Annotated in this window: 4 protein-coding genes; 1 reads left to right on the top strand and 3 read right to left on the bottom strand. The window is 74.3% G+C overall.

Going from position 1 to position 8,247, the window contains the following annotated elements; all coding sequences use genetic code 11:
- A partial coding sequence (locus C6N75_RS24900) for a glycoside hydrolase family 3 protein (protein WP_105871137.1) occupies nucleotides 1-1,836 on the top strand: 1,836 nt, incomplete at its 5' end.
- An 86-nt stretch (nucleotides 1,837-1,922) separates the two neighbouring features.
- On the opposite strand, the gene C6N75_RS24895 is transcribed toward C6N75_RS24900, so the two are convergent.
- The 3 genes from C6N75_RS24895 to C6N75_RS24885 all read right to left on the bottom strand — a co-directional run bounded on the left by C6N75_RS24895 (nucleotide 1,923) and on the right by C6N75_RS24885 (nucleotide 8,046).
- On the bottom strand, nucleotides 1,923-3,383 hold the full coding sequence (locus C6N75_RS24895; protein ID WP_105871135.1) for a S28 family serine protease: 1,461 nt from the start codon (nucleotides 3,381-3,383) through the stop codon (nucleotides 1,923-1,925).
- 166 nt (nucleotides 3,384-3,549) lie between these two features.
- Nucleotides 3,550-4,023 (bottom strand): hypothetical protein, encoded by a 474-nt coding sequence (locus C6N75_RS24890; protein ID WP_322888076.1) that lies wholly within the window; start codon nucleotides 4,021-4,023, stop codon nucleotides 3,550-3,552.
- Between the two features lie 123 nt (nucleotides 4,024-4,146).
- Nucleotides 4,147-8,046, bottom strand: coding sequence for an ABC transporter ATP-binding protein (locus C6N75_RS24885; protein ID WP_105871134.1), 3,900 nt, complete (start codon nucleotides 8,044-8,046; stop codon nucleotides 4,147-4,149).
- Nucleotides 8,047-8,247 lie beyond the last annotated feature (201 nt).

Here is an 8,247-nt window from a genome sequence, read left to right as displayed (position 1 = left end):
TCCCCCTCCCGACGGGCGGTGCTGGCGGCGACCGCGGCGGCCGCCGCGGCCGTCACCGGAGTGGCCGCCTCCGCCGCCCCCGCCGCCGCGTCCTCCCGGCCCGCGTCCGCGTCCGCGGCCGGCTCCGCCACCCGCCGCAGGCTTCAGCGGCTGATCTCCCGGATGAGCCTGGAGGAGAAGGTCGGCCAGCTCTTCGTCTCCCGGGTGTACGGGCACTCGGCCACCGACCCCGACCAGGCCGACGCCGACCTGAACATGAAGGAGCTGGGCGTCCGGACCGCCGCCGAGCTGGTGGCGCGGTACCACGTCGGCGGGGTCATCTACTTCTCCTGGGCGCACAACACCCGCGACCCGCACCAGATCGCCGACCTGTCCAACGGCATCCAGCGCGCCGGGCTCGCCCAGCCCACCCCGCTGCCGCTGCTGATCTCCATCGACCAGGAGCACGGGGCCGTCGCCCGGATAGGGAAACCGGCCACCCTGATGCCCGGCGCGATGGCACTGGGCGCGGGCGGTTCGCGGTCGGACGCGCGCCGCGCGGCGAAGATCGCCGGGCAGGAGCTGGCCGCGATGGGCGTGCGCCAGAACTACGCCCCGGTCGCCGACGTCAACGTCAACCCGGCCAACCCGGTCATCGGGGTGCGGTCCTTCGGGGCCGGGCCGGCCGCCGTCGCTCAGATGGTGGCGGCGCAGGTCTCCGGCTACCAGGCCGGGGACGTGGCCGCCACCTGCAAGCACTTCCCCGGACACGGGGACACCGAGACGGACAGCCACTACGGGCTGCCGGTCATCACCCACACGAGGGAGGAGTGGGAGAGGCTGGACCGGCCGCCGTTCGAGGAGGCCGTCCGGGCCGGCATCGACTCGATCATGACCGCGCATATCGTCGTACCGTCGCTGGATCCGAGCGAGGACCCGGCGACGCTGTCCCGGCCCATCCTCACCGGCGTGCTGCGCGAGGAACTGGGCTACGACGGGGTGGTGGTCACCGACTCGCTCGCCATGGAGGGCGTCCGCACCAAGTACGGCGACGACCGGGTGCCGGTGCTCGCCCTCAAGGCGGGCTGCGACCAGCTCCTCAACCCGCCGTCGATCGCGGTGGCGTGGAACGCGGTGCTCGCCGCCGTCCGGGGCGGGGAGCTGACCGAGCAGCGGATCGAGCAGTCGGTGCTGCGCGTCCTGCTGTTGAAGGACAGGCTGGGCCTGCTGCGCGACCCCTACGCCTCGCACCGGGAGGTGGACCGGACCGTCGGCGCCGCCGCCCATCTGGCCGCCGCGGACCGGATCGCCGAGCGGACCACCACCCTGCTGGAGAACGCCGGCGGGCTGCTGCCGCTCGACCGCCGCCGCCAGCCCAGGCTCCTGGTGGTGGGGGCGGACGCGGGCTCGCCGTCCGGGACGACCGGGCCGCCGGTGCCGGTGCTGGCCGCCGCGCTGACCGAGCTGGGCTTCACGGTGACCGCGCTGCCGACCGGGACCAACCCCACCGCCGCGAAGATCGACGAGGCGGTGGCGGCGGCCGCCGGGAAGGACGCGGTCGTCGTCGCCACGTACAACGTCTCGGCGAGCAGTTCCCAGCGCACGCTGGTCTCCAGGCTGGCCGCGACCGGGGCGCCGGTGGTGGCGGTGGCGATCCGCAACCCGTACGACGCGGCCCGGCTCACCGGTCAGCGCGCGGTGCTGGCCGCCTACTGCTGGACGGACGTCGAACTGCGGGCCGCCGCACGGGTCATCGCGGGCCGGGCCCGGCCGCGCGGCAGGCTGCCCGTGCCGGTGCAGCGGGCCGACGACCCCGCCCGGGTGCTCTATCCGGTGGGGCACGGCCTGACGTACTGACACCGGCCGAGCCGGAACGCGCCGGAGGCCGCGACCACCCGTACAGGGGGTGGCCGCGGCCTCCGGCGCGGACGCGCGGGTGCGGGCTACGGGCGCAGGGAGCGGGCCCGGTCGAGCTGCTGGCTGCGGTCCAGCTTCGCGTCGTAGGTCCGCAGCGGCGCGGCCTGCTCGGCCTGCGGCGCGGAGACGCCGGCCCAGGTCAGGATGCGCTCGGTGGCCTTGGCCCGTTCGGCCTCGACCAGACCGGCCACGTTGGCGCCGTGGTTGGCGCCGGGCGCGGTGTAGACGTAGGAGTCCTTGGCGCCCAGGTCCACCCGGAACCGCTCGGCGCCCCAGGGGTCGGCGCCGCCGTAGACGAAGAGCATCGAGCGGCCCTGCGTGCGCACCCAGAAGTCCACGTCCGCCATGGCCAGCGGCTTGAAGCGGATCGGGATGTCCTTGGGCACGAAGTTGCGGGCGGGCTGGTAGCCGTACCGGGTCAGGCCCTTGAGGTGCGGCATCCGCAGGCTGGGCGAGCCCATCTCGGTGGCGGCCTGGTAGTAGTACGGCGTGTAGTTCGCCAGGCTCTGGTCGGTGTACGCGGACCAGCCGGAGTACTGGTCGATCACGTCGTACACCTCCTGGTCGGAGGCGCCGGCGGCGGCCGGCAGGTCGGCGCACTGGGCCTCGCCGGAGTACTGCCAGAACGCCCAGACGAAGTCCAGCACGACCGCCTCGTACGCCTTGTCCAGCGTGCCGACGGTGGTGAAGGTGGCGGCCTCGGCCGCCGCCCACTCCCGGTACTTCGCCTGGAGCGGCGTGCGGCGGACCAGGGCCTCGCGCTGGAGGGCGTTCAGCTTGTCGCGGCACTCCTGGGTGGAGACGGTGGCGAAGAACCGGTCGTAGCGGGAGTCCTCGTGCTCCACGACGTCGTTGGGCGCGACGTAGGCGACCACGCCGTCCATGTCACGGGGGTAGAACCGCTCGAAGTAGGTCGCGGTCATGCCGCCCTTGGAGCCGCCGGTGGCGATCCACTTGCGGTCGTAGACCTTCTTCAGCGCGGTGAAGATCCGGTGCTGGTCGCTGGCGCCCTGCCAGATGTCCAGCTTGGACCAGTCGGCGGGCTGCGGGCGCGACGGGGTGAAGAACCGGTACTCCATGGAGACCTGGTTGGCGTCCGCGATGCGGGTCGGCTCCGAGCGCGAGGGGGTCGTCCGGACCGAGTAGCCGCTGGTGTAGAAGACGGTGGGCCGGCTGGTGTCCTTGTGCAGCAGGGTCAGCCGCTGCTGGAAGGTCCCCTTGCGCGGATTGCGGTGGTCGACCGGCTGGGTGTAGTTCAGGACGAAGAAGCGGTAGCCCGGGTAGGGCTGCTCCTCGATCAGGCTCATGCCGGGGATGGCCAGGATGCGGTCCTTGATGTCCGCCTGCGGTCCGGCTGCCGCCCCGATGCCGGATCGGGCGGTGGCGGTGGCGCTGTCCGGGGCCTCGGCGGCGGTCGCCGTCCCGGCCGTGCTCGCGGCGCCTATGAGCACCACGAGTGACAGCAGCCATCTGAGCGCGTTGCGCATGCACCCTCCACGTGGGTTCGCGATGGTCGTCGCGAACCTAGCGGGGCCGCCGGTCGCCCCGCCAGACCCGTCGGGGCCCGACGGCGTGGGGCTCGTGTGAAAGTCGGGCCGCCCGCACCTTATGTGACGGTACGGCAGTCCCTGCGGGCGCGCTCTCGGCGGGTGTTCAGCAGCCGAACCAGTCGGTCGAACCGGTCCGGCCGGCGATCGAACCGGTGGCGCGGACGCAGCGGTTGAGGGCGTGCACGGTGACCGGCCCGGCCTGCCGGGTGAACCGGCCCCGGTCCACCGCCGCCCGGCCGCCCCGGGCCTGGAGGGAGACGGCCATGTCGCGCCGGGTCCCCGGCCGGGCGGCCACGGTCGTCGCGCAGGCGTAGCTGCGGCTGCGGTAGACGCGCAGCTCGCCGCCGGTGAAGGCCACCCGCTTGACCAGCCGCCCGGTGCAGGAGGAGCCCGCCGCGTGCGCGGAGGAGGCCGCGGGGCCGGCGAGGGCGACCAGGCCGAGGAGGGTGAGCAGCGCCGTCAGCAGCGCCGCCGCCCGGGCCGGCCTGGCCCGGTGGGAGGGGGACGGTACGCGGGCGGGCGGCCCGGCCGGGTGGCCGCCGCCCTGATGTACCGCCGTCCAGCCGAACGCGTCCAACTCCGCACCGTCCTTCCGCTGCTGTGCCGGGCCCTGGGCCCGCCGTCCGTACCCGTACCCGTGTACGACGCGGCAGACGGGCGTACGGTTGCCCGCCCGCGTCCCGCGGGGCCGGGCAGCCGGTCAGACGGTGACCGGCTCGTCCTCACCCCTGCCTATGAAGGTCCGCCAGAGTTCGGCGTACCGCCCGTCCAGGGCCAGCAGCTCCTCGTGGGTGCCGTCCTCGGCGACCCGGCCCCGGTCCATCACCACGACCCGGTCGGCGCGGGCCGCGGTGGTGAGCCGGTGGGCGACGACCAGGGTGGTGCGGCGGCCCGCCAGCCGCTCGGTGGCCTGGGTGACCTGGGCCTCGGTGGCGAGGTCCAGAGCGGCCGTGGCCTCGTCCAGGAGCAGCACGTCGGGGTCGACCAGCTCGGCCCGGGCCAGGGCGATGAGCTGGCGCTGCCCGGCCGAGAGGTTGCGTCCGCGCTCGGCGACCTGGTGCAGGTAGCCGCCGTCGAGGGTGGCGATCATGTCGTGCGCGCCGACCGCGCGGGCCGCCGCCTCCACCTCAGCGTCGCTCGCCGCGGGGCGGCCGTAGGCGATGGCGTCCCGGACGGTGCCGGGGAAGAGGTACGCCTCCTGCGGGACGACGCCGAGGCGGTGGCGGTACGCGGTGAGGTCCAGCTCCCGGACGTCGGCGCCGTCGGCGGTGACCCGGCCGCTAGTCGGGTCGTAGAACCGGGCGACCAGCTTGACCAGGGTGGACTTGCCGGCGCCGGTCTCGCCGACGAAGGCGACGGTCTGCCCGGCGGGGATGCGCAGGTCGATCCCGGTCAACGCGTCCTCGCCGGGATTGCCGGCCGCGTTGGCGGGGCTGCTGGCCGGGGTGGCGGGGCGTTTCGTCTCGGTTGCGGGGCTCTTCGTCTCGGTGGCGGGGCTGTTGGTCTCGGTGGCGGGGTCGGCGAGGGTGTCGGCGCCCTGCGCCCCGTACGCGAAGGAGACGTTGTCGAAGGCGATGTCGCCGCGCAGGGCGCCGACCGGTCGCGGGTGCGCCGCGGGGGCGGTGGAGGCCGGCTCGCGCAGCAGCTCCTGCATCCGGCCGAGCGAGACCGCGGCCTGCTGGTAGCCGTCGAAGACCTGGGAGAGCTGCTGGACGGGGGCGAAGAACAGGTCGATGTAGAGCAGGTAGGCGACCAGCGCGCCCGCCGTGAGGGTGCCCGCCTCGATCCGGCCCGCGCCCACGACCAGCACCGCGGCGGCGGCGAGCGAGGACAGGAGCTGCACGAAGGGGAAGTAGACCGAGATCAGCCACTGGCCGCGCACCCGGGCCGAGCGGTAGGAGGCGCTGCGCTCGGTGAAGCGGGTGGCGCCGGAGCGCTCACGGCCGAAGACCTGGACGATCCGCAGGCCGGCCACCGACTCCTGGAGGTCGGCGTTGACCACGCTGATCCGCTCACGGGCCAGCTCGTACGCCTTGACGCTGGAGCGGCGGAAGAACACGGTGCCGACGATCAGCACCGGCAGGGTCGCGAAGACCACCAGGGCGAGCTGCACGTCGATGACCACCAGCGCGACCATGATCCCGAAGAAGGTCACCACGGAGACGAAGGCGGTGACCAGCCCGGTTTGCAGGAACGTGGACAGCGCGTCCACGTCGGTGGTCATCCGCGTCATGATCCGCCCGGTCAGCTCGCGCTCGTAGTAGTCGAGGCCGAGCCGCTGGAGCTGGGCGAAGATCTTCAGCCGGAGCGCGTACAGCACCCGCTCGCCGGTGCGCCCGGTCATCCGGATCTCGCCGGTCTGGGCGGCCCACTGGAGCAGGACGGCGAGCAGCGCGAGGGCGGAGGCGGCCCACACCGCGCCGAGTGCGGCCCGCTGGACGCCGTCGTCGATGCCGTGCCGGATGAGGACCGGCAGGGCGAGGCCCATCCCGGCGTCGACCGCGACCAGGCCGAGGCTGACCAGCAGGACGCCGCCGAAGCCGCGCAGCAGCCGGCGCAGGCCGTAGGAGTCCTCGGGGGTGACGGCGCGCGCCTCGTCCACCCGCGGGGTGTCGGTGGCCGGCGGCAGGGCCGCGACCTGGGCGAGCAGTTCGGGGGTGGCACCGCTCTCGGCGTCCGCGTCGGGGCCCCGGTCCGCCCGGTCGGCGTCCCGGTCCCACAGGGCGGGGGTGATGCCGCGCTCGGCGTCGAACTCGGCGTCCAGCTCCTCGCGCAGCCCGTCGTCGGCGGCGGGGTCCCCGGGCTCGGCGGCGGGGAGCGGGGTGTGGCCCGGGGAGACGCCGCCCAGTTCGTCGGGGTCGGTCAGCAGCCGCCGGTAGAGGGCGGAGCGGGCCTGGAGCTCGTCGTGGGTGCCGATGTCGGCGAGGCGGCCCCGGTCCAGGACGGCGATGCGGTCGGCGAGGGTGAGGGTGGAGCGGCGGTGGGCGATCAGCAGGGTGGTGCGGTCGGCCATGACCGACCGGAGGGCGTCGAAGATCTCCTGTTCGACGCGGGCGTCGACGGCGGAGGTGGCGTCGTCCAGGACGAGCAGGCGCGGGTCGGTGAGCAGGGCGCGGGCGAGGGCGACGCGCTGGCGCTGGCCGCCGGAGAGGGTGAGCCCGTGCTCGCCGACCTTGGTGGCGTAGCCGTCGGGCAGCTCGGCGATGAACCGGTGGGCCTGGGCGGCCCGGGCGGCCCGCTCGATCTCCTCGTCGGTGGCGTCGGGGCGGCCGTAGGCGATGTTGGCGCGGACGGTGTCGGAGAACAGGAAGCTGTCCTCGGGGACCATGCCGATGGCGTCGCGCAGCGAGGCGAGGGTCAGCTCGCGCACGTCGCGCCCGCCGACCAGCACGGCCCCGCCGGTGGCGTCGTAGAAGCGGGACAGCAGCAGCGAGACGGTGGACTTGCCGCTGCCGGACGCGCCGACCACGGCGACGGTCTCGCCGGGCCGGATGGTCAGCGAGAAGCCGTCGAGGACGGGGCGGGCGGGCTTGCCGTCGCCGTGCTCGCCCCCGCCGTAGGCGAAGGAGACGTCCCGGAACTCCACGCCGGCCGGGGCGTCGGCGGGCAGCTCGTCGGCGCCGTCGGTCATCGACGGCTCGGTGTCGATCAGCTCCAGGACGCGCTCGGCGCCGGCCCGGGCCTGCTGGCCGACGGTGAGCACCACGGCGAGCATCCGCACCGGGCCGACGAGCTGGGCGAGGTAGGTGGAGAAGGCGACGAAGGTGCCCAGGGTGATCTGGCCGCGGGTGGCGAGCCAGCCGCCGAGCGCCAGCATGGCGACCTGGCCGAGGGCGGGCACGGCCTGGAGGGCGGGGGTGTAGCGGGCGTTCAGCTTGATGGTGCGCAGCCGGCCGGCGAACAGCTTCCGGCTGGCGTCGCGGATCTTGCCGGTCTCCTGCTCCTCCTGGCCGAAGCCCTTGACGACGCGGACGCCGGTGACCGCGCCGTCGACGACCCCGGCCACGTGCGCGGCCTGGGCCTGCGCGTACCAGGTGGCGGGGTGCAGCCGGACCCGGCTGCGCTTGGCGATGACCCAGATGGCGGGCGCGACGGCGAGGGCGACCAGGGTCAGCGGGATCGACAGCCAGGCCATGATCACCAGGGAGATCAGGAACAGCAGGACGTTGCCGATGGTCATCGGCAGCATGAAGAGCAGTCCCTGGATGAGCTGGAGGTCGCTGGTGGCCCGGCCGACGACCTGGCCGGTGGACAGCTCGTCCTGCCGCCGCCCGTCGAGCCGCACGATGGACGCGTACATGCCCGTCCGGAGGTCGTGCTGGACGTCCAGGGCGAGCCGTCCGCCGTAGTAGCGGCGGACGTAGGTGAGCGCGTACACCGCGACCGCGGCGGCGACCAGCAGCCCGGTCCACAGGGCGAGCGAGCCGCTGCCCTCGCCGATGACGTCGTCGATGACCACCTTGGTGATCAGCGGGACGAGGGCCATGACCGCCATGCCGGCGAGCGACGAACCGAGCGCGAGCAGCACGTTGCGCCGGTAGTTCCAGGCGTACCCGGACAGTCTCCGTGCCCAGCTCTGCTCTGCCTGCCCCGCCGCCACGGCGGCCTCCCGTCGTCGTCCGGCCCCGCCGATCCGCTGGGCCGCGAAGGCCGCTGAGCCGGTGGTCCGGTGCTGCGCAGACCCGCTTGCGGGCCTGATCTTCCGGAAGGCACCAACGCGGACCGGTCCGGATTTCATCCTTCCGCGGCACATCCCCGCCGCAGGTCGCAGCCGGCTGCGACCTGCGGCGGGGATGTGCCG

The sequence above is a fragment of the Streptomyces solincola genome (assembly GCF_002982015.1).
GTDB lineage: Bacteria > Actinomycetota > Actinomycetes > Streptomycetales > Streptomycetaceae > Streptomyces > Streptomyces solincola.
The sequence above is the reverse complement of the archived record's forward strand: the minus strand, read 5'-3'. Positions and strand labels throughout refer to the sequence as shown.

What these genes read in the sequence shown, in the direction of transcription:
- C6N75_RS24895 (WP_105871135.1), bottom strand. Translation starts at nt 3,383, where the DNA reads ATGCGCAACGCGCTCAGATGGCTGCTGTCACTCGTGGTGCTCATAGGC.